Source organism: Streptomyces sp. SKN60, assembly GCF_026236535.1.
Taxonomy (GTDB): Bacteria; Actinomycetota; Actinomycetes; order Streptomycetales; family Streptomycetaceae; genus Streptomyces.
On record NZ_JAHTMW010000006.1, the window covers coordinates 234,031 to 255,394 of the forward strand.

Below are 21,364 nucleotides of genomic sequence, written 5' to 3' on the forward strand. Positions count from 1 at the left end.
CACGTCTGCGTCTGCGTCTGCAAGATTGCTCGACATCAAGATATCTCGTGATCGTGCTCCTCGGGAAAGGGGTCCTCGGCTACGGGGTGCGTGATCCGGTACGGGGCGGTGCCCGGGTCCAGGTCGACGTGGCGGAGCAGCCCGAGCAGGACGAGGGCGACGGCGGCGCCGGTCCCGGCGGCGAGCGCCTGGCCGCAGCGGTGGGCGGTGCGGGGCAGGTCGACGGGGAGCGGGCCGGTGGCGGCGGGCAGGCAGTCGCCGAGCAGATACGCGCCGGCGGCGAGCCCGCCGAGGGCGAGCAGCGCCAGGGGCACGGTGACGAGGAGCCGCTGCGGCGGGAGGCCGTGCCGGGGCGCGGGCCGGACCCGGCCCTTGCGGGCGAGCAGGGCGACGAGCGCGGCGAAGGCGGCGAGCACGAGCAGGTCGGCGGCGATCACGTCGCCGGGGCGGTGGCGTCCGGAGGCGATGGAGTACGCGCCGAGGGCGATCGCCCACAGGGTGCCGAGTCCGACGGCGGCGCCGCGCAGCCGGTGCGGCACGACGAGCGCGAGGCCGAGGGCGAGGCCCGCGGCGAGGACGGCGGGGCTGCTGGGGAAGCCGCCGGGGGCGGTGAGGCCGGCGGCGTCGACGTAGCGGGGGCCCGGTGCGTAGCGCTGGAGGAGCTCGGCGGCGAGCAGGGCGGCGGCGACGGTGCCGAGGGCGGCGCCGAGGTACGCGTACCGCTTGCGGAGGACGCCGAAGGCGACGATCAGCAGGACGGCGAGGGCGAGCGAGAGGGTGCCGATGCCCTGGAGCGAGGGGTGCTCGCGCAGGAAGCGGGCGACGGCCGGGTCGGTGAGCCGGCCGGCGAGGGCCGCGTCGCCCCAGCGCCGGCCGGTCGTGGTGAGCACGAGTCCGGCGTAGGCGACGGTGAGCAGGACGACGGCGGCGAGGCAGGCGCGCCGCATGCGTATGCGGATGCGGGCGCTGAACGATCCGGCGGCCTCACCGGCGACGGCGGCGTACCACCAGGTGTCGCCGGCGGCGATGCGTGGTGGGGAGCCGCCGGTACGGGGCCTGTCGAAGGGTGCCATGCCTCGATTCGACCCCGGCGGCGCCGGGTCCGCCCGCTGGACTCACCCGAACGACACGCGACGACACGCCGGGGGTCTTGGGGCTCACACGGTGGCGGCACGGCGTGCGGGGGTGCGGGCCGTGGCGTGTGCGGCGGTCCTGGGGGTGGTCCGGTCGTGGCGGCGGGTGCCGTCGAGGGTGAAGGCGGTGTTGACGAGGGCGACGTGGCTGAGGGCCTGCGGCATGTTGCCGAGCTGGCGGCCGGCGGCGGGGTCCCATTCCTCGGCGAGCAGGCCGACGTCGTTGCGCACGTCCAGGACGCGTTCGAAGGTGGTGCGGGCCTCGGCGGGGCGGCCGGTGAGGGCGAGCGCGTCGGCGTACCAGAAGGTGCAGGCGAGGAAGGCCCCTTCGGCGCCGTCGACACCGTCGACCTCGTGCACCTCGCCGTTGCTCACCTCGTCGTAGCGGCGCAGGAAGCCGCGGTCGCCGAGCGCGGCCATGGCACGGACGGTGCCGAGGACCCGGGGGTCGTCGGCGGGCAGGAAGCCGAGGCGCGGGATGAGCAGGGCGGTCGCGTCGACCCGGCGGCTGCCGTAGTACTGGGTGAAGGAGCCGCGTTCCTCGCTCCAGCCCGACCGGCAGACCTCGTCGTGCAGTTCGGCGCGCAGCGCCTGCCAGCGGCGGAGCTGGCCGCGCAGTCCGGCGACCCGGGCGAGCCGCAGCGCGCGGTCGGCGGCGACCCAGGCCATCACCTTGGAGTGGACGAACTGGCGGCGGGGGCCGCGGACTTCCCAGATGCCCTCGTCGGGTTCGCGCCAGCGTTTGGCGACGTACTCGAGGAGCGCGGCCAGCAGGCTCCACAGGTGCGCGTCGAAGGGCACGCCGGCCCGGACGGCCGAGTAGACGGTGTTGAGGACCTCGCCGTAGATGTCGAGCTGGAACTGGTCGACGGCCGCGTTGCCGAATCTGACGGGACGTGAGTTCTCGTAGCCGGGCAGCCAGTCGGCGTCGGTCTCGGGCAGCCGGCGCTGTCCGGCGACGCCGTACAGCGGCTGGAGGTCGGCGGGGTCGCCGGCGGCGGCGCGCACCAGCCAGTCGGTCCAGGCCAGCGCCTCGCGGCGGTAGCCGCTGCGCAGCAGGCAGGACAGGGTGAAGGTGGAGTCGCGCAGCCAGCAGAAGCGGTAGTCCCAGTTGCGGCGTCCGCCGATGCACTCGGGCAGGGAGGCGGTGGCGGCGGCGATGACGCCGCCAGTGGGCTCGTAGGTGAGGGCCTTGAGGGTGACCAGGGAGCGGATGACGGCCTCGCGGGCGGGGCCCTCGTAACGCAGCCCGGCGGCCCAGTCGTTCCAGAAGGCGAGGGTCTCGTCGAGGGCGGCGGGCACGTCGGGCGCGGGGGGCGCCGGGGCGTGCGAGGGGTGCCACCCGAGCACGAAGGTGACGCGCTGCCCTGAGCTGACGGGGAAGGCGAAGCTCGTACGGTCGGGGGTGACGACCGGTTCGCCGGCGCCGGGACCGCAGGTCAGCAGGGTCGCGTCGGGTCCGGCGACACAGGCGACGGTGCGCCGGTCGAGGGCGTACGTCCAGGGACGGACGCTGCCGTGGTCGAAGCGGACCGCCAACTCGCCCCGGATGTCGACCCGTCCGGCGACCCCTTCGACCATCCGGACGATCCGCGGGCCCCGCTGACGGGGCGGCATGAAGTCGGTGATGCGGACGGTGCCGCCGGTGGACTCCCAGACGGAGTCGAGGACGAGGGTGTCGCCGCGGTAACTCCTGCGGTTGCAGACCCGGTTGCCGGCCGGGGCGAGGGCGAAGCGGCCGTGGCCGGGGTCACCGAGGAGGGCGGCGAGGCAGGCGGGCGAGTCGAAGCGCGGGGCGCACCACCAGTCGATCGAGCCGTCCCGCCCGACGAGGGCCGCGGTCTCCAGATCGCCGATGAGGGCGTAGTCCTCTATTCGCCCTGCCATGTCGGGATTGTATTCCCGCCGTGGGCGGGGCGCAGGGGCGGCGGCCGGCGGCGGAGATCGGCGCGGTCCGGCCCGGGCAGATGGTTTCGCCGCCGCCCGCATACTCTTGCCGGCCGCCTGCCCGCCGGTCGCCCGGGAGGTTCCGGCCCTCCTTGACCCGGGCGCCGGGCGCGCTCGATCCTGGGAGGGTCCGCGGAGATCCGGAGGGCGACCCATGTGTGCCACGAGCGGGGAACCGCATCCGATGCGCCGGGCCACGGACCGCGCCCCGGCAGGCCCGGACGCCACGGCGAGCCTGGTGGTCGCGGTGCGGCCAGGTGACCGCGATCCGGAGTGGATGTTCGACCGGCTCCCGGCCGCCGTGCGGGAGGTCGTGCTGGTCGGCGCGGGTCCTGCGGTCTCCGGACGGGCGGCGCCGGCGGGGGTGGCGGTGCGCCGGCTCGGCCCCTGGGACGGTGCGGCGGGCGACGTCCCGCATTCCGGTCTGCTGGCCGCCACCGGTGACCGGCTGGTCCTGATGGGCGCCGACGGCAGCATGTCGCCCCGGGAGATCCCGCACTACCTGCACTATCTGGACAGCGGTTTCGACTTCGTGAAGGGTTCGCGGTTCATCGCGGGCGGCGACAGCGCCGACTATCCGCTGCTGCGCCGGTGCGGCCACCGCGCGCTGCTGCGGCTGGCCCGGCAGTTGTACGGGCAGCGGCTCACCGATCTCTGGTTCGGATTCTGCGCCTTCCGGCGGGAGTTCCTCGGCCTGCTCGACCTGCGGGCGGACCGGGTGGAGCTCGGCGCCGAACTCGTCACCCACGCCCTGCACTACGGGCTGCGGGTGGCCGAGGTGCCGAGCCTCGAACTCCCTTCCCACCACGGCCCGTCGCACCCCCGCACGGTCCGTGACGGCAGCCGCATCCTCGGCACGCTGCTCGACGAGCGCCCGCACAACGCGCTGCTGCGGTTCCGGCCCGCCCTGCGCATCCGGGCCGGCTGAACGTACCGAACGGACATTTCACAGCACGTGGGTTGACGTACCCGATATCGGATGCTAAGCAGGGAAGTCAGTGCATTGCACGCGGCAACGCACCGCAGACCCTCGGCAGGGTCGGTTGTCGGAAGAGGCGCATCATGACCTCCCTCCCCATCAGCCGAGCGCCGGTGGCACCCGCCCCGCATCCGTTGCGCCGGGTGACCGACTGGCCCGCCGAGACCTGCCGCCGCTCCCCCCGCGAGCGCACCGCCCCGCACGGCCCGACGGCCGGCGCGGCGCGTCCGGGGCACCCGGCCCACCCCGCCCGGCGTGCCTCCGACCGCGTACGGGACGCGGCCCGGCCCTGCCGCCGCCGTTCCGGGCTCCACCGGCCCCGCACAGCCCCCCGCCGCCGGCGCTCCCGCGCGGTCCGCACCCGCACCGGGGGCGGCCGCCGGTCGGCGAGCCCGGCTGGCCCAGCGGCCCACCGGCCCGGCCACGGCGGCACCCGTACCGACCCGCACGACGGCGCCCCGCCCCGCAACACCCGTAGCACCCGTGTGTCCGGGCGACCCCGGGTGCCCGTGCGGGTCACCCGTCCGGTGCCCGCGCCGGTGACGGCCCCGGCACCGCTCCCCCGCAGTCCCGCGCGACCCGCTCGCCGCGCCTTGCCCCGAGGAGGCGAGGTGCGATGACGACCGCCCCCGCCCATGCCCCGCTGCCCCGCTCGCTCACCCGGCCGCCGGTCGAACTCGAGCTGATCATCCCGGCCTTCAACGAGCGCGAGCGACTGCCCGGCACCGTCGCCGCGGCGCTGCGCTTCCTCGCCCGCCGCCCGTGGTCCTCCGCCGTGGTCGTGGTCGACAACAACAGCGTGGACGGCACCCCGGACTGCCTGGACCGGTTCGCCGCCTCGGCCCTGGGGCGGGCCGTGGGCCTGCACGTCATCGGCTGCGGCGACCGGGGCAAGGGCGCGGCCGTGCGGCGCGGCATCGAGACCTCCGCCGCCACGTACCTCGGCTTCGCCGACGCCGACAACGCCACGCCCGTCGAGACCCTGGACCGGGTGATGGAGCTGCTGCGCCGGGGCCACGGCGCCGTGATCGCCTCGCGGCACGCCCCCGGCGCCCATCTGGCCGTCGAGCAGGGCGCCCTGCGGCGCGGCGGCGGCGCCGTGTTCCGTACCCTCGCGCATCTGACGCTGCCGGAGATCGCGGACACCCAGTGCGGGTTCAAGTTCTTCCCCGGACCACTGGCCCGGGAGATCGTGCGCGACTGCCACATCGACGGCTTCGCGTTCGACGTGGAGCTCCTCGCGCATGTCGTCAAGGCCGGCCGGGACGTGGTGGAGGTGCCGGTCGACTGGACCGACCAGGCGGGATCCACGTTCTCGGCCCGCCGTGACGGGCTGCGCTCCATGGCCGATCTGCTGCGCATCTCGCTGGCCAGGTGAGGACCGTGACCGCCGCCGCCCCGGCCCCCGCGCCCACCGCACGCCCCCGCGCGGGCGGCGCGCTGGCCCGGATCGCCCTGCTCGACATCGCCTTCCTCAACTGGCGCGACCCGTGGCACCCGGAGGCCGGCGGCGCGGAGGCGTACGCGCACGAGATCGCCCGCCGCTTCTCGGCGGCCGGCGCGCACCTCACCTTCGTGTCCGCCCGCTACCCCGGCGCGCCCGCCCGCGAGTACCGCGACGGGCTGCGGATCGTGCGGGCCGGCGGCACCTTCGGCGTGTACGCGGCGGCCGCGGCGCATCTGCTGCGCAACCGGCACGCGTACGACGCCGTCGTCGACTTCCAGAACGGCATCCCGTTCTTCTCGCCGCTCTTCACCCCGCGCTGGACCGCCGACCTGTGCGTCATCCACCACGTCCACCAGGAGCAGTTCGACGTGCGCTTCCGCTGGCCGCTGAACGCGCTGGGGCGGCTCCTGGAGAAGCAGGTCAGCCGGCGCGTCTACCGGGGCCGGCCAATCGTGGTGGTCTCCCCCTCCACCCGGGAGGGCGCGCGCCGCGAACTCGGCTTCGGCAACCCGCTGCACATCGTGCCCAACGGACGGCCCGCCGGAGCGTCCGCGGAGCCGCCGGGGGTGCGCAGCGCCACGCCCGCGCTCACCGTGGTCAGCCGGCTTGTGCCGCAGAAGCGGGTGGACCTGCTGCTGCGGGCGCTGCCCGCGCTGCTGCGCCGGTTCCCCGCGCTGCGGCTCGACCTGTGCGGCGACGGTCCCGAACTGCCCGCGCTGCGCGAACTGGCGGCGCGGCTCGGGGTGGCGCAGGCGGTGGTCTTCCACGGGCATGTGAGCGACGCGCGACGGGCGGAGCTGTTCCACCGGGCGTGGCTGACCGTGGTGCCCTCGGTCGCGGAGGGCTGGGGCCTGACCGTGATCGAGGCGAACGCGGTGGGCACCCCCGCCCTCGCCTACGACGTGCCCGGTCTGCGCGACGCGATCCAGCCCGGCGTCAACGGGCGGCTGCTCGACCCATCGGCCGACCTGGCGGACGGCGTGGCCGCCGCGCTCGCCGAACTCGCCGACCCTGCCGCCCGGCAGCGGGCCGCGGCCCGCTGCCGGGCGTGGGCCGCCGCCTTCTCCTGGGACGCCAGCGCGGAACGGCTCGCCGAGGTGATCCTGGAGGAGCTGCGCCGCGTCCACCGGCACCGCCGCTCCCGGCGCGGCGCCAACGACCTCGCCGTCCTGGGCCGGTTCACCGCCCCCGACGCGGAGGCCACCGAGCGGGTGGCGGCCGAGGCGCTGCGCCAGACCGACACCTGGTCCCGTGAGGGCGACGCCTTCCAGGTGCTGCTGCACGGCTGCGACGAGGTCCAGGCCCTCGCCGCCCTCGCCCGCCTCGGCGTCCACGACGCCACCGTCTCCCTGGCCGGCGGCCGGGACGTCCTGGTGGGCGGGCCGTCCCGGCGCCTCACGGAGCGCGGCGGGCGGGGAACGCCGGAGGACGGGTCATGACCGCCGAGCCGCTCGCCCGTCGCGCCGCCGTCCTGCCGGACGAGGTCACCGCGGTGCACGGGGCGCGCTGGATCGCCACGGGCGCGGTCCTTGTCGGGGTGCTCAACTACGTGTACGCGCTGGTGCTCACCCGGCTCCTCAACGTCGCGGCCTACGCGGTGTTCGCGGCCGGGCAGGGGCTCGTGGTGTGCACGGCGGCGGTGGCCGTGGTCACCGTGCCGTGGATGCTGGCGCAGGCGCTGGCCCGGGCGCGGTCGGAGGCCGAGCGGGGCGAGGCGGTGCGGTTCGCGATCGTCACCGGGTTCGCGGGCGGTCTTGTCGCCGCACTGGTGGTCGGCGGGGTGGCCGCGCAGTTCGCCGGGGCGACCACCAGCCTGGTCGTCGCCGGCGCGACCTTCCTCATCTATGTGACCCGGGTCAGCGCGGGCTGGCTGCAGGGCACCGAACGGCTGCGCACCCTCGGTCTGCTGACCACCGCGGAGGCGGTCCTGAAGCTGGTCGTGGGGCTGTTCTTCGTCGCCGTGCTCGACCTCGGACCGGCCGGCGCGCTGGCGGCGTTCGGCGTCGCCGTGCTGCCGTACGCCTTCTTCCGGCCGCGCCGGTTCCGCGGCGGCCGGACGGCCCGGCCCTGGCTGTCCGCCACCGCCGACCGGGCGCTGTGGCGGCGGGCCGTCGGGGTCGCCTCGCTGCAGGGTGTCGTGGCGCTGATGGCGGCCGTCGACGTGATCCTGGTGGCGGTGCTGCCCACCGACCGTGCGGCGGCGGCGAGTTACCAGGCCGCCGTGATGCTCGGCCGGGTCCCGCTCTTCCTGGCGGGCGCCGTCTCCATCGCCTTTCTGCCCGCGCTGTCCCGGCGCCGGGCCGGCACCCCGCTCGCGGGCGACGCGCTGCGCATGTATCTGACGGTGGCCGTGCCGCTGACCGCGGTGGCGGCGACCGTGCCGCAGGCCGTCCTGGACCGGGTCTTCCCCGCCGGGTACGCGCAGGTCGGCACGCTGCTCGCGCTGACGGCCGTCACCGGCCTCGCGCTCGGCGCGCTCGCCCTGCTCGTGACGTTCTGCCAGGCGGTCAACGACTACGCGTGCCTGGGACCGCTGCTCGCCGGCCTTGTGCTGTACGTGACGGGGCTCACGGCCGGCTGGTCGGCGGCCGGCGTCCTCGGCATGGCGGTCGGCGGCATGTGCGGCACCCTGGCGGCCCTGCTGCTGCTCGCCGTGCGCCAGGCCCGGCGCCACGGCTTCGGCGCCCCGCGTGCCCGGCTCGGGGTGCGGCCCCTGTGGGTCGCGGCTGTGGCGGGCGGCCTGGTGGCGCTGAAGCCGCTGCCGGTGGCCTGGCTGTGCGCCGCCGTCGTGGTCGCCGGGGCGGCGCTGTGGTGGTTCTTCGGCCGCCGCAGCGAACCGACCGGCGACGACCCGCTCCCGGCCACCACCGGTGAACCCGCGCCCGCCCCCGTACGCCCGCCGACCCCACCGCCGGACGAACGGCGCTGTCTGCGGCTCCTCGTGGACGCGGTGTGGCGCGGGCGGCCCGCGCCCGCCACGGACGCCGAGCTGCTGGGCGCGCTCGCCGTGGCCCGGCGCAACCAGGTCGAGGGCGTGCTCGCCCGCGCGTACCCGGAGCGGCTCGCCGCCACCCGGGCCGAGGTGGCGGCGGCGACCGGGCTCTTCCGGCGCAATCTGACCGAGTCGACCGCCCGGCTGCGGGCCGCCGGCATCCCCGCCGTGCTCATCAAGGCGGACCTGTCGGGCGACTACGTGTACGGCAACTTCGACCTGGTGGTGCCCACCGGGCGGTGGCGGCAGGCGCAGCGGGCCCTCGCGGGCTGGTACGTGCGCCGCGAGACGTACTGGCTGGAGCGGTCCACCAAGGTGCTGCTCGATCCGGTGAGCGGGCCCGCGGCCCATCTGCACACCGCCGTCTCGTGGTTCGGGGTCCCGGTGGTGCCGACCGACCGGCTGTTCGCGCGGGCCCGCCCGGCCGACGGACCGGACGGCGACGGACCGCACGGCGACGGGGCGGCCGGCTGGCTGGTGCCGTGTCCCGCCGACCGGCTGCGGATCTGGCTGGCGCACGCCCTCTTCCAGAATCTGACGCTCGATCTGTCCGAACTGCTCGCGCTGCGCGAGCTGCTGAGCCCCGCCGTGATCGCCGAGGCCCGCCGGGAGGCGGCCCGGGAGGGCTGGGCGACGGGCGGCGACCGGGCGCTCGCGACGGCGCTGGCCGCGATGGCGCGACTCGACCGCGGCGAGCCGGTGCCGCTGCCGCTCCCGCTGCCGGTGGGGACCTCGCTGCGGGTCGGCGCGGAGCACTCGGGCCATCTGCTCGGCCGGGGGCGGGTGCGGACCGCGGCCCGGGAGGCCTCGCTGCGGGTGCCGCTCGTGGTCGCCAAGCGCGTACGGAGGCGGGAGCCATGACCAGGTTCGTGAACGGCGCTCCCCCGGACTCCGGCCGGGAGACCGGACCGCGGCCCCCGCTGCTCGTCGCGGTGTCCGGCCCCGACCACACGGGCAAGTCGTCGCTGGTGCGGGCGCTCGCCGGACAGCTGCGGCAGCGGGGCTTCGCGGTGGCGGCCGTCCACGCCTACGGCTGTGTGCTGTGCCGCAGGTTCCCGGTTCCCCCACGGGTGAGGGACGAGGAGGAGCCGGGCGGGACGGGGGCGGGCGGGTGGGCCCGGCGGACCGCGCGTCCCGAGCGCCGGGGATCGTGGTTCCGCCGTGCCCACGCGTACCTCGACGCGGGCGAGCTCGACCTGCGGATCGCGGTGGCGCGCCGGGCCGTCTCGGCGGTGGCGCGGGGCCGTCCGGTGGTCGTGCTCACCGACCGGGGCCCGCTGGACGGCCTGGTGAAGTTCGGCCTGCCGCCGGACCGGGGCGCCGCCCGGCGGTTCGCCCGGACCGCCGGACGCTACGACCTGACGCTGCTGCCGGACACCCTGCCGGACACCCTGGCCGGGCGCGGCTGGGAGCACCGGACGGGCTCTCCCGCCGCCTGGTGGGCGCGGCACCGCGACTGGGCGGCGCGGCTGCCCCGGGTGGTCGGGATCGACGGCGAGCGGACGGCGCCGGAGGTCGCGGCCGAGGCCCTGGAGCGGGTGCTCGGCGCGGTGCGGCCGGCGCCGCGGCCGTCCGGTCCGCGGCGGCGCGAGCGGGTCGTGGTGTCGATCTACGACGACGCGGAGAACTCCGACTACCGGGGCGGCGGCGCGCTGGTCGTGGAGAAGCTGGCCCGGCGGCTCGCCGAGCACTACGAGGTCACGGTGGTGACGGCCGGCCGGTCCCGGGGCAGCGTGCGGCGTCACGGCGTCCGCTATGTGCGGCTGCCGGTGCGCCGGGCCGGTCCGCGCGCCGGGCAGCTGCTGTTCCTCGGGCTGCTGCCGTTCGTGGCGCGCCGGATCCCGCACGACGTGTGGCTGGAGTCCTTCACCCCGCCGTTCTCGACGAGCTTCCTGCCGCTCGTGTCGCGCGCGCCGGTGGTCGGCATCGACCAGGGGCGCAGCGCCGAGGCCCTGTGGCGCCGCTACCACCTGCCGTTCTTCCTGGTGGAGCGGGTCGGGCTGCGCTGCTACCGGCACATCGTGGCGATGAACGAGTCGGACGCCTCGGCGGTGCGGCGGCTCTCTCCGCGCGCCGACGTGCAGGTGATCGCCAACGGGGTGGAGCCGCGGCAGCTCGACGACGCCCGGCTCGGCAGCGGCGACTCGATCCTCTTCCTGGGGCGGATCGACACCTGGACCAAGGGGCTCGACCTGCTGCTCGACGCGTACGAGTCGGCCCGGCCGCCGATGGAGCTGGTGCTCGCGGGCGGCGGCACCGCGGCCGAGGAGCGCCGGCTCGGGCAGCTGCTCGCGGGGCGGGATCTCGGGGTGCGGCTCGTGGGGTACGCCGACGAGGAGCTGAAGCGGCGGCTGCTGCGGGACAGCGCGTTCGTGGTGCTGCCCTCGCGGCACGAGACCTTCGGCCTGGTGGCCCTGGAGGGGATGTCGTACGGGAAGCCGGTGCTGCACTTCGACCTGCCGGCGCTGCGCTGGATGCGGGGCGGCGGGGACGTGGCGGTGGCGCCGTTCGACACGACGGCGTTCGGCGAGCGGATGCGGGCGCTGGCGACGGATCCGGCGCTGCGCCGCCGGCTCGGGCGGCAGGCCGGGCTCGCCGCGCAGCACTACACCTGGGACGAGATGACGGGCCGCTATCTGGCGCTGACCCGCCGCCTCGTGGAAGGCCCCGCCGGGGCGCGGCGGCCGCGGAAGGACCGGAGAGTGCCATGGCAGACCGCCCCCTGACCCCGCCGACCGCACCGACCGCACCGGCTCCGGCACCCGTGCCGGCCGCGCCCGCCGCGGGGACCGGGCCGTCCGCGCTCGCCGTCCTGACCGCGCTTGCCGGGTCCGGTGAGGTGCTCGTGCTTTCGCCGCATCCCGACGACGCCGTGCTGTCCTGCGGGGCGCTGCTCCGCCGGCTCGCGGACCGGACGGCGGTGACGGTGATGACCGTGTTCACGGAGGCCGCGCCCCCGCCGTACACCCTGTCGGCCCGCCAGTTCCTGCGGCAGACCGGCGCGGTGGACGCCGAGGAGCTGTACGCGGCGCGGCGCGCCGAGGACGCGGCGGTGCTCGGGCGGCTCGGTGTGGCCCGCTTCCACGCGGGGTTCGTGGACGGGCTGTTCCGCCGGGACGCGGAGCCGGCGCGGTGGCGCCGGCGGGCGGCCCGGCTGCTGCCCGAGGTCGGGCACGTGTATCCGACGTACCGGCTGCATCTGGCGCGCGGCCGGGTGGCGCCGCGGGACGCGGAGACGGTGCGCCGGGTGACGGACACGGTGCGCGAGCTGCTGGCGCCCGGGCAGGGCGTGCTGCTCGCGCCGCTGGGCGTGGGCGGGCACGCCGACCACGTCCTGGTGCGCACGGCGGCCGGGCTGAGCGGTCTGCCGGCCGTCTACTACAGCGACTTCCCCTACAACCTGCGGGCCGCGCCGGACCCGGCGTTCACCGGGCCGCTCGCCGCGACGGAGCTCTCCTTCGCGCGCGGGCTCGACGCCAAGGCCGAGCTGGTGCGGGGCTATCGGACGCAGGTGGGGGCGCTGTTCCCGGACGGGACGGTGCCGCGCGTCCCCGAGGTGTATCTGGTTCCCGCCGGGGTGCTGGGCGCCCCGGACCGTCCGTCGGGAGGCGTGTCATGACCCTCTCCGGTTCCTCCGCCGCGCCGGCGGCCGACCGGACGCACGAGCCGTCCGGGCCGCCCGGGCCCGCGCCGCACCGCCGGCTCCGTCCGGTGCCGACGGCGGTGTACGCGCTCGGCGCGGCGGTCCTGACGGTGGTGCTGCGCCTGGTGAACGTCGGCCGGGCCGGCGATCTGTTCGTGGACGAGGTGATCTATCAGGAGCTGGGGCGCGGCGCCGCCCAGGGCGGTTTCCCCGGCACCTCCGAGGGCCTGTTCTTCCTCCATCCGCCCGGCTTCTTCTATCTGGAGGCGGGCTGGATGAAGCTGTTCGGCACGCACCAGGACGTGATCGCCGAGGTGCACTCGCTGCGGGTCATGAACGCGCTGCTCGCCGGTGTGACGGCGGCGCTTCTGGTGGCGCTGGTGGCGCGGGTCCGTTCGCGCCCGGCCGGTCTGGTCGCCGGACTCCTGTTCGCCCTGGACCAGTTCTGCATCCGGCAGAACAACCGGGTGCTCCTGGAGACGGAGACGATGGTGTGGGTGCTCGCGGGCTTCCTGGTCCTGGTGCCGCTGTGCCGGGCCGATCCGCCGCCGCGGGCCCGCGCCCGGGCGCTGCTCGGCGGGCTGCTGCTCGGCCTCGCGGTCCTGACGAAGGACCACTCGGCGCTGATCACGGTGCTTCCGCTGCTCGCGGCGCTCGCCCTGGGCTGGGGCATGCCGCGCCGGCTGACGGCGACCGCGCTCGCCGCCTCGGTCGTCCCGTACGGGATCTATGTGGCCCTGGTGGCGGGCTTCGGGCACGGCGCGGCGTTCTGGGACGCGAAGACGTACGGGCTGCGGCGGCTGCTCGGCTTCGTGCAGGAGACCGGCTTCAACGCGCCGGGCACGCCCTCGCTCACGGGCCGGCTCGCCGCCGAGCTCCCCGGCTACGCGACCACGTATCTGCTGCTGCTCCTGACGCCGGTGGCGCTGTTCCTGCTGCTGCGCCGCCGCGAGCCGGTGTACCGCCTGCTCCTGCTGTTCCACGCCTCGGCGATCCTCACCCTGGCGTACGCGCTCGCCATCGGCACGCTGGAGGAGCAGGCGCTGTACCTGCTGTTCGTGCCGAACCTGGTGGCGCTCGCGGTGACCGTGCCGGTGCCGCGCCGCCGGCCCGCGCTGCGCGGCGCCGTGGTCGCCGGGCTCGTGGCGGTGCTCGCGATGCCGGCCGTGGTGTACGGGCGGGACCGCGGCACGCCCGACGACGGCTTCGTGAAGCTCGACGCGTATCTGCGCACGCACGTCCCGGCCGGCAGCGGGATCGTCACGGTCGACGGCGCCCGCACCCGGGGCGTCACCTACTGGACCTTCGAGGACGCCTACCGGCTCGGGAACTGGATGTCGCCCGGTGAACGGGCCGTGCACCAGGCCCGGTACGCGATCGTCCCGTGGAAGGTGATCGACCAGGGCTACGGCCGGTCCACCCCGGCCGAGGTGCACCGGCTGACCCGGGACGCCCGGCTGCTGTTCACCGTCGACGGCCACACCTACGGCACGCTCGCGCTGTACGAGCTGCCGCCGCCGGGGCCGGTGCCGGGTGGGCGGCGATGAGCACCAGCCCGCGCCGCCCGCGCGTCCTCCTCCTGACCAGCAGCCCGCTGGACGGGGCGGACGGGGCCGACGTGCGGCTCGCCTCGGACGTGCTCGGGGCGCTGCCGGACGTGGAGTTCACCTGGTTCGCCCAGTGGCCGCACCGGCGCGGCCGGCCGCCGCCGGCCGCGCACGGCGGGCACGCGGTGCGGATCCTGTCCCGGGACGGTGTGCCGCACGTGCCCGAGCGGGCGCAGTCGGCGCTCGCCGGGGCGGTACAGGCGCGGCGCTGCGATCTGGTGCACGCCTTCCTGACGATCGGCCGGACCTTCCCGGCGTTCTCGTGGCTGCGGCCGCTGCTGCTCGGGGCCCGGCCGGTGGTGCACACGGTGCCGGGCGTGATGGACCCCCGGCTGCTCGCCCGTACCCGGCCGCTCGGCACCACGGTCGCCCTGTCGGAGTCGATGGCGCGGCGGCTGCGGGCCGCGGACTTCGGGGACGTGCGGGTGATCCCGCCGATGATCCCGCTGGAGCACTGGCCGTCGCGGCCCCGGCCCGCCGGGCTGCCGGTCGTGCTGTTCGCCGGGCACCACGACCCGGCGGGCGGCGCGGAGCTCGCCGTCGACGCGGCGGCGGAGGCGGCCCGGGCGGGCGCCGCGTTCCGGCTGGTCCTGGCGATGCGCGGGCGGCCCGGGCAGGACCTGCACGCCCTGGAGGAGGCGCTGCGCGAGCGGGCCGGGGCGGCGGGGCTCCGGGACGTCGAGGTGCGGGGCTATGTGGACGACATGCCGGGTCTGATCGCCGCGTCGCATGTGCTGCTGTTCCCGCCGGAGTCGATCGGCGGGAAGGCGGACATCCCGCTGACGGTGCTGCAGGCGCTCGCCACCGGGCGGCCGGTGATCCTCAGCGATCTGCCGCAGTTCGCCGACTTCGGCAACGCGGTGCTCCGGGCCCCGGCGGGCGACGCCCGGCGCACCGGTCAGCAGCTGGTGTGGCTGCTCGACCAGCCGCGGTCCTGGGACGTGCTCGCGGAGCGGGGCCGGGCGGCGGTGGAGGAGCAGTTCGGCCCCGAGGGGTTCGCCGCCCACTACGCGGCGCTGTACCGGGAACTGCTGTCGTGACCCGGGTGCGCGGGCCCTGGGTGCGGCGGCCCGTGCTGCTCGCTCTGGCCTCGGTGGTGGCGCTGGTCTCGCTGGTGGCGGCGGCCTTCGGCACGCTGCGCCGGGACGAACCGGCCACCGGCCCGCATCTGTTCGGGACGCTGCAGACGGCGCCGGAGCGGGCGGCCGAGGAGTACGCGCAGGGGCTGCGGATCGCGCATCTGCAGGTGGACTGGAGCCGGTTCGAGCCGGAGCGGGGGGTGTACGACGAGGGGTACGCGCGGCAGGTGCGGGAGCGGCTGCAAGCCTTCCTGGACGCGGGCATGAAGGTGGAGGCGGGGCTCGGGCTCAACCATCCGCCGGAGTGGCTGGCGAGCGCCTATCCGGAGTCGGTGTGGGTGAACCAGTTCGGCGAGCGCAGCACGGCCGTCCCCAATGTGGTGTTCAGCGACCCGGTGCGCGGCGAGGTCACCGCGTACGTGGCACAGGTGCGGGAGCGGATCGGGCTCGACCGGGTGTGGGCGGTCCGGCTCGGGATCGACGAGAACGGCGAGTTCGCCTATCCGCGGGCGCTGTCGGACGGGCGGGACACCGGCGAGTTCTGGGCCTACGACCGGCACGCCCAGGCGGCGAGCCCGTATCCCGGCTGGCGGCCCGGGGAGCGCACGTACCGGGGTGCGCCGTTCACCGAGGACCAGGTGGCCCGCTGGTACGACTGGTATCTGAACTCCCTGGCCGACGCGGTGAACTGGGAGATCGCGCTGCTCGCCGGCCTCGGACACCACGGGCCGGTGAAGGTCCTCGTCCCGGGGGCGGGTTTCTATCCGTCGGACTACGCGGCCGCGGTCGCCGCGCATCTGGACGGCACGCGGGCGATCCGGCTGGTGGGGCGGGGCGTCGGCTTCTTCCGTACCCTCGGGCTGCTCGACCACGGCGCGCGGGTGCGGGTGGTGACCACGGCCCTGGTGGACGGCACGGGCCGGCCGGTGGACAACGGCTGCCGGGCGGGCGATCCGGGCCGGGTGGGCTCGGCCTCCGACGCGACGCTGCGGTCCTGGTCGTCGACCCGCTATGTGGTGGCGGTGGCGCGGGCCGAGGGCTTCGAGCGGATCGACGGGGAGAGCGCGGGGCAGCAGGTGGCGGCGTACGGGCCCGATGTGATGGCGCGGGCGGCCGGGCAGTTCGACTCGTGCCGGCTCGGTGATCTGATGTGGGCCTTCGACCACAATCTGTACGACGGGACGCCGGGTTCGTCGCTCGCGGAGTACGCGGCCCTTGTCAGGCAGCGGGCCGCGCGGCGGTGAGGAGCAGGATGCCGGTTTCGCCGTACTCGGGCAGGGTGCGGTCCTTGGCGAGCCGGGAGATCCGCAGGGCGGTGGTGCGCGGGGCGAACACGGCGCGCAGCGCGGTCGCGTCGATGGGGCAGGCGGGCCAGACGGGGCCGCTGCCGATGCGGTAGCTCGGCATGCGTTCCATGAAGGCGGCGACCAGGCGGCCGCCGGGGCGGACGGCGCGGACGAAGATGTCGCACAGGGCGGTGAACTCGGCGCGGTCCTCGGTGACGCTCTCGGCGACGAAGTTCATGGACGCGGCGTCGTACCGTCCGTCGGGGAGGCCGGCGGCGTCGCCGTGGACGGGGTGGACGCGGGTCAGGGCCTCGGCGAGCGTGGCGGGCAGCGCCGGGTCGAGGGCGCGGGCGAGGGCGTAGAAGGACTCCCAGCTGTCCTCGGGGCCCTGGGTCAGCTGGCGACGCAGGTAGGCGAGGCTCGCGGCGCCGGGTTCGAGGGCGTCGATGCGGCGGCTGGCGGCGGCGGCGAGCATCAGCGGGTAGAGGTTGGGTCCGGCGCCGAGTTCGAGGGTGCGGGCCAGGGTGCCGGGCGCGAACCGCCGGTAGAAGGCGGAGTGGTGGTGGATGACGCCCCGGTCGCAGGGGTGGACCTGGCGGTAGTTCTCGGCCAGGTAGGCGTCGACCGGCCAGGCGTCCCAGTCCGCGTCCCGGTTGCGGCGTACGGCGGCGGTGTCCCGGGCGGTCACCGGGCCTCCGGGGGCCGGCCGGCCGGGACGGCGCCGGGGCGGGCGGGGACCTGCCGCTGGAGGGCGAAGCGCTGGGACACGCCGGTGAGGGTGTCGTTGAGCTGCTCGATCTCCTCGTCGGTGTTGGCGGCGGTGATCTGGAGCCGGAAGCCGACCCGGTCGCGGGGCACGAGCGGATAGCTGGCGAGGGTGACGTAGATGCCCCGGTCCCACAGATAGCGGGCGACGGCCTCCAGGTCGGCGGAGTCGCCGAGCGGGATCTCGACGATGGGCAGTCCGTCGGTGTTGGGGGTGGCGATGCCGAGGCCGCGCACATGGTCGAGGACCCGGGCGGTCTTGCGGTGCAGATCGGCCCGGATGGCGTCGCCGCGCCGCTCGTTGACGTCGAGCCCGGCCAGGGCGGTGGCGAGGGAGGCGGTCGGGGACGGGCCGGAGTACAGGTAGGGGGCGGCGGCCACCTTGAGGTGGTCCTTGAGGCGGCGCGGCACGGCGAGGAAGGCGAGCAGCGAGGAGTACGCCTTGGAGAAGCCGCCGACCAGGACGAGGCCGTCGTAGCTCTCGCCGAGGTGCCGGACCAGGCTGTTGCCGCGCGAGCCGTAGGGGCTGGTCTCGCCCGGTCCGCGTTCGCCGATGACGCCGAAGCCGTGCGCGTCGTCCACGTACAGCAGGGCGCCGTGCCGGCGGCAGATCCGGGCGACGCCGCGCAGGTCGGGGTAGTTGCCGGTCATGCTGTTGACGCCGTCCATGCAGACCAGGCGGTTGCCGCCGGCGGGTGTCTCGCGCAGCAGGGTGTCGAGTTCCCAGGGCCGGTCGGAGCGGAAGCGGTGCAGCCGGGCGCCCTGGGCGCGGGCGACGACGCAGCCGTCGTAGATGGTGCGGTGGGCGGTGGCCTCGACGAAGACCTCGCCGCCGGCGGCGAGCAGCGGGATGACCGACTGGTGGATGAGGGTGATGGTCGGCAGGAGGAGGGTGTCGGGGGCGCCGAGGAGTGCGGTGAGGCGTTCCTCGATGCGCGGGTAGAGGCGGGGGCTGCCGATCAGCCGGGACCAGCTGGGGTGGGTGCCCCAGGCGCGGACCTGGGGGTCGATGGCGGCCATGATCTCTGGGTCGAGGTCGAAGCCGAGGTAGTTGCAGGAGGCGAAGTCGACCAGCCAGTGGTCGCCGACCCGCAGCCGGCGTCCGTCGACGGCGTCGATGACGGCGTCGCACATGGGGCTGATCCGCTTCAGGCGTTCCAGGTCGCGCCAGCGCAGGTCGAGCCGGGCGGCCCGGGCGGAGGCGTCCTGGGCGGAGGCGGCCCGGGGCGAGGCGGCCGGGGTCGTCGTGCCGGTGCCGGTGCCCTTCGCGGTACGGGCGTCCCGGGCGGCCCGCGCGGCCCGCACCGTGCGGGCGGTGCGGGCGGGCGGGGCGGGGGCGGCGCGGTGCAGGAAGGCCTCGGCCTGGTGGGCGGTCAGGGGGCGGGCGAAGAGGAAGCCCTGGCCGTAGCGGCAGCCCATGTCGGCGAGCAGGGCGCGCTGGTCCTCGTTCTCGATGCCCTCGGCGACCACCTGCAGGCCGAGGACCTCGGCGATGCGGACGATGCCCTCGACGAGGGCGACCTGCTGCCGGTCGGTGGTGATGTCGTCGATGAAGGTCTTGTCGACCTTGAGCAGGTCGATGGGGAACTCGCGCAGATAGCTGAGCGAGGAGAATCCGGTGCCGAAGTCGTCGATGGCGATGGACACCCCGAGGTCCTTCAGGGCCCGCATGGTGGTGCCGATCTGCACGTCGCCGTGCATCAGGACCGACTCGGTGAGCTCCAGGACCAGGGAGCCGGGGGCGAGCCCGGAGGAGCGCAGGGTGCGCCGGACGACGTCGAGCAGGCCGGGGTCGCGGAACTGGCGGGCGGAGACGTTGACGCTGGCGCGCAGCGGCGGGGTGCGCGGGTGGGCGCGCTGCCAGCGGGAGATCTCGCGGGCGGCGTGGTCGAGCACCCAGGCGCCGAGCGGCATGATGTGGCCGCTCTCCTCGGCGAGGGTGATGAACTGGTCGGGCGGGACCATGCCGCGGCGGGCGTGCGGCCAGCGGATCAGCGCCTCGAAGCCGGCCAGGGTGGTGTCGGCGACCTGCACGATGGGCTGGTAGCGCAGGGCGAAGGCATGGTCGGCGATGGCGGTGTCCATGCCCGCCTGGAGTTCGTGGCGGGCGACGAGCCGCGAGTGCAGCTCGGGCCGGAAGCGCCGCCACCGCTTCTTCCCGGCGGCCTTCGCCGCGTACAGCGCGAGGTCGGCGTGGCCGAGGAGTTCCTCGGCGTGCGCGCTGTCGAGGACGGTGGCGACGCCGACGCTGGTGGAGACGGACACGGCGCCGTCGGTGAGGTGGAAGGGCTGGCTGAGGGTGTGCACGATCTCGGCGGCGAGCGCGTCGGCGTCGCCCGGGTCGCGGGCGCCCTCGATGAGCACGGCGAACTCGTCGCCGCCGAGCCGGGCGGCGGTGTCGGTGAGCCGCAGCACGGCGGTGAGCCGGCGGGCGACGGCGACGAGGAGTTCGTCGCCGACGGAGTGGCCCATGGTGTCGTTGACGACCTTGAAGTCGTCGAGGTCGACGAAGAGCATGCAGGTGAGGGTGGACTCGCGGCGGCCGCGCAGCAGGGCCCGCTCGATGCGTTCGAGCAGCAGCACCCGGTTGGGCAGTCCGGTGAGCGAGTCGTGGAAGGCCCGGTGGGTGAGCTCGCGTTCCAGTTTGCGCTGCTCGGTGACGTCGCGGAGGGTCAGCACCAGGCCGTGGACGGTCTGTTCGGCGCGCAGGTTGCTGCACCGGACCTCGACCTCCAGGTCGGCGGCGCCGCCGTGCAGCAGCTTCCAGTCGTCGCGGGCGTCCTGGTGGCCGCGGGTGCGCACGTCGGCGAGGATCCGCAGGGCGCTGGCGGCGTCGCCGGGGGCGAGGAGTTCGGTGAGCGGGGTGCCGGGGAGCAGGGCGTGGCCGAACATGTTCTCCGCGGACGGGCTGGCGTAGCGGACGGTGTCGTCGTCGTCGACGATCAGGATGACGTCCGAGGTGTTGTGCACCAGGGTGCGGAAGTAGGCCTCGCTGGTGCGCCGGCTGACCTCCTCGCTCAGTCCGAAGCGCTCCAGGGCGAGCGCGGCCTGCGAGGCGAGGGACTGGGCGGGTCCGGCGATCTCGATCAGCTTCCGCTCGGTGCCGGCGAGCAGCAGCGCGCCGAGCAGCCGTTCGCCGGCGGCCGGGGCCTGGAGGGCGAGCGGGCACAGCAGGGCGTGGGACTCGGGGGCGACGGCGGTGACGAGCGCGGGGGCGAGGCGTTCGGCCGGCAGCAGCCGGCTGCCCTCGGCGAGGAGGTCCGGCCAGGACGGGCCGCCGGGTCCGGCGAGCTCCGCGGTCTGGACGCTCCAGGGGCGCCGGCCGGTGGGCACGGCGATCAGCCGGCCGCGCCGGTCGCGGGCGAGCAGCATGGTCGAGTGCGGGGTGGCGGGCCCGAAGAGCGTGGTGGCGGCGGTCTCGACGGCGGCGGCGACCTCGCGCGGGCTGAGCGCGGCGACCAGGGAGGCGGCGGCGACCCGGAGGCTGCGCTCGCGGGCCTCGGCCCTGCGGTGTTCGGCCATCATGCCCCACAGCCGGACGAGGACGAGCAGGAACATCACGGCGGAGAAGATCGCGATGACGGCGATGTCCCGGTCGGGGTCGCTGCTCAGCGACTGGAAGAGCAGCAGTCCGGGGGCGATGAGGGAGGCGACGGCGAGCAGCGCCAGGCGCCGCTGGGCGATCCCGGGCGCGGGTTCGGGGGCGAGTTCGGTGAGGCCGGTCATCGACGGGTGCAGGGCGGCCAGGCCCCAGGCGGTGAAGAAGACCACCCAGCCGAGGTCCCACGGGGTGCCGACCTGCCAGGTGCCGTTCATCTGCTGGATGCCGTAGGCGACGTCGGAGAAGAGGATGCCGCAGGTGCCGAGGGTGAGCAGCTGCACGCTGCGGGAGCGCAGGCCGCCGGGGACGAGCAGCCGGGCCAGCATCGCGAGCATCAGGACGTCGCCGAGCGGATAGGCGATGGAGATCGCGCGCTCGATCCACGTCATGTCGGGGGTGGTGGCCAGCGGGGTGATCAGGTTGACCCAGGACAGCAGGGCGAGGCCGGAGGTCAGGATCAGCGCGTCGAGGGCGACGGCGAGGTCGCGGCCGGCGGCGCGGCGCCGGATGAAGCCGTAGAGGCCGATCGCGAACAGCGGGTAGGTGACGAGGTAGAAGGCGTCGGCGATCGAGGGGAAGGGCCGGTTCTGGTGGAAGAAGCCTTCGAGGACGTTGTACGCGGTGTCGCCGCTGACGAAGGTGAAGTTGGCGGCGGCGAGCACCAGCCAGGGCCAGCGGCGGGCGGGCTTGTGCAGGTGGATGCCGGTGAGGATGGCGGCGACGCCGCTGAGTCCGATGAGGGCCCACAGCACGGTGTGCCGGGACGGGAACTGCAGATAGCCGACGGTCACGCCGGCGACGAACAGCACGTACAGCGTGGTCCAGCGGCGCAGTGGCCCGGACAGCTGTCGCAACGGCATGGCGGACGCCCCGATCCGGCGGGAG

The 21,364-nt window shown here is 75.6% G+C and carries 13 protein-coding genes; 9 read left to right on the forward strand and 4 right to left on the reverse strand.

From position 1 onward, the window contains the following. Window positions 1-35: 35 nt before the first annotated feature. Together KV205_RS12705 and KV205_RS12710 are read right to left on the reverse strand one after the other, a co-directional pair. The gene (locus tag KV205_RS12705; protein ID WP_265864315.1) at window positions 36-1,073 is read right to left on the reverse strand and encodes a phosphoesterase; all 1,038 of its coding nucleotides are present in this window, start codon (window positions 1,071-1,073) and stop codon (window positions 36-38) included. 84 nt (window positions 1,074-1,157) lie between these two features. Continuing rightward, window positions 1,158-3,020, reverse strand: coding sequence for a glycoside hydrolase family 15 protein (locus tag KV205_RS12710; protein WP_265864316.1), 1,863 nt, complete (start codon window positions 3,018-3,020; stop codon window positions 1,158-1,160). Between the two features lie 244 nt (window positions 3,021-3,264). On the opposite strand from KV205_RS12710, the gene KV205_RS12715 reads away from it, so the two are divergent. The 9 genes from KV205_RS12715 to KV205_RS12755 all read left to right on the forward strand — a co-directional run bounded on the left by KV205_RS12715 (window position 3,265) and on the right by KV205_RS12755 (window position 16,071). Further along, window positions 3,265-4,008 carry a glycosyltransferase gene (locus KV205_RS12715; RefSeq protein WP_265864317.1) on the forward strand — a complete coding sequence of 248 codons (744 nt, stop codon included), beginning with the start codon at window positions 3,265-3,267 and terminating at the stop codon, window positions 4,006-4,008. A gap of 667 nt (window positions 4,009-4,675) precedes the next feature. Then, window positions 4,676-5,437 (forward strand): glycosyltransferase, encoded by a 762-nt coding sequence (locus tag KV205_RS12720; protein ID WP_265864318.1) that lies wholly within the window; start codon window positions 4,676-4,678, stop codon window positions 5,435-5,437. Between the two features lie 5 nt (window positions 5,438-5,442). Next, complete coding sequence (locus KV205_RS12725; RefSeq protein ID WP_265864319.1) at window positions 5,443-6,945, forward strand: glycosyltransferase family 4 protein; 1,503 nt, start codon at window positions 5,443-5,445, stop codon at window positions 6,943-6,945. Then, window positions 6,942-9,359, forward strand: coding sequence for a lipopolysaccharide biosynthesis protein (locus KV205_RS12730; protein ID WP_265864320.1), 2,418 nt, complete (start codon window positions 6,942-6,944; stop codon window positions 9,357-9,359). Before KV205_RS12725 ends, KV205_RS12730 begins: the two co-directional genes overlap by 4 nt. Continuing rightward, on the forward strand, window positions 9,356-11,224 hold the full coding sequence (locus KV205_RS12735; RefSeq protein WP_265864321.1) for a glycosyltransferase: 1,869 nt from the start codon (window positions 9,356-9,358) through the stop codon (window positions 11,222-11,224). The genes KV205_RS12730 and KV205_RS12735 overlap by 4 nt, the downstream gene beginning before the upstream one ends. After that, entirely contained in the window at window positions 11,206-12,117 is a 912-nt protein-coding gene (locus KV205_RS12740; protein ID WP_265864322.1) for a PIG-L deacetylase family protein, read from the forward strand. The genes KV205_RS12735 and KV205_RS12740 overlap by 19 nt, the downstream gene beginning before the upstream one ends. Beyond that, complete coding sequence (locus tag KV205_RS12745; RefSeq protein WP_265864323.1) at window positions 12,114-13,688, forward strand: glycosyltransferase family 39 protein; 1,575 nt, start codon at window positions 12,114-12,116, stop codon at window positions 13,686-13,688. The genes KV205_RS12740 and KV205_RS12745 overlap by 4 nt, the downstream gene beginning before the upstream one ends. Continuing rightward, window positions 13,685-14,788, forward strand: coding sequence for a glycosyltransferase family 4 protein (locus KV205_RS12750; protein WP_265864324.1), 1,104 nt, complete (start codon window positions 13,685-13,687; stop codon window positions 14,786-14,788). Before KV205_RS12745 ends, KV205_RS12750 begins: the two co-directional genes overlap by 4 nt. Further along, entirely contained in the window at window positions 14,785-16,071 is a 1,287-nt protein-coding gene (locus tag KV205_RS12755) for a beta-galactosidase (protein ID WP_265864325.1), read from the forward strand. Before KV205_RS12750 ends, KV205_RS12755 begins: the two co-directional genes overlap by 4 nt. On the opposite strand, the gene KV205_RS12760 is transcribed toward KV205_RS12755, so the two are convergent. Then, on the reverse strand, window positions 16,046-16,801 hold the full coding sequence (locus KV205_RS12760) for a class I SAM-dependent methyltransferase (RefSeq protein ID WP_265864326.1): 756 nt from the start codon (window positions 16,799-16,801) through the stop codon (window positions 16,046-16,048). The two genes, KV205_RS12755 and KV205_RS12760, sit on opposite strands and share 26 nt — an antisense overlap. Continuing rightward, a complete protein-coding gene (locus KV205_RS12765; RefSeq protein ID WP_265864327.1) occupies window positions 16,798-21,339 on the reverse strand; it encodes an aminotransferase class I/II-fold pyridoxal phosphate-dependent enzyme in 4,542 nt (1,513 codons plus the stop codon). Before KV205_RS12765 ends, KV205_RS12760 begins: the two co-directional genes overlap by 4 nt. Between the last annotated feature and the right edge of the window lie 25 nt (window positions 21,340-21,364).